Annotated in this window: 1 pseudogene; it reads left to right on the top strand. The window is 71.3% G+C overall.

The window, feature by feature from the left end:
- A pseudogene (locus ACFHVL_RS31400) lies at positions 1 to 705 on the top strand (alpha-glucuronidase); the annotation flags it as partial.

Here is a 705-nt window from a genome sequence, read left to right as displayed (position 1 = left end):
CGACGGTGACCTGGGTTCGTCGGTCGCCGCGGTCGCCGCCCGCGGCGGCACCCTGGCCGCGGTGTCGAACGTCGGCGACGACCGGTTCTGGTGCGGGCATCCGCTGGCCCAGGCCAACCTGTACGCGTTCGGCCGGCTCGGTTGGGATCCGACCGCCGACCCGGCGGTGCTGCTCGACGAGTGGATCGACCTGACCTTCCCGGCCGGCTCCGTCGGCGATCCGGCCCAGCTGCGGCAGGCCCTGCACGCCATGATGGACGGCTCGTGGCGTACCTACGAGCGCTACACCGCACCGCTCGGCGTCGGCTTCATGGTCAACCCCGGCAACCACTACGGTCCGTCCGTCGACGGGTACGAGTACACCCCATGGGGCACGTACCACTTCGCCGACCGCGACGGTGTCGGCGTGGACCGGACCCGGGCCACCGGCACCGGCTACACCGGGCAGTACCCGAAACCCTGGTCAGAGGTGTACGAGTCGCTTGCCGACTGCCCCGACGAGCTGCTGCTCTTCTTCCACCACGTGCCGTACGGCCACCGGCTGCACGGCGGGTCGACGGTGATCCAGCACATCTACGACACCCACTTCGCCGGTGCCGACGAGACGGTGGCGATGCGTGAGCAGTGGCAGCGGCTCGCCGACGTCGGCCTCGACCCCGCCCTGTACGCCCGGGTCGCCGAGCGCCTCGACGAGCAGGTCCGCTC

The organism is Micromonospora sp. LOL_023 (assembly GCF_048060115.1).
In the GTDB taxonomy this organism is placed as follows: Bacteria; Actinomycetota; Actinomycetes; order Mycobacteriales; family Micromonosporaceae; genus Micromonospora_E.
The sequence above is the reverse complement of the archived record's forward strand: the minus strand, read 5'-3'. Positions and strand labels throughout refer to the sequence as shown.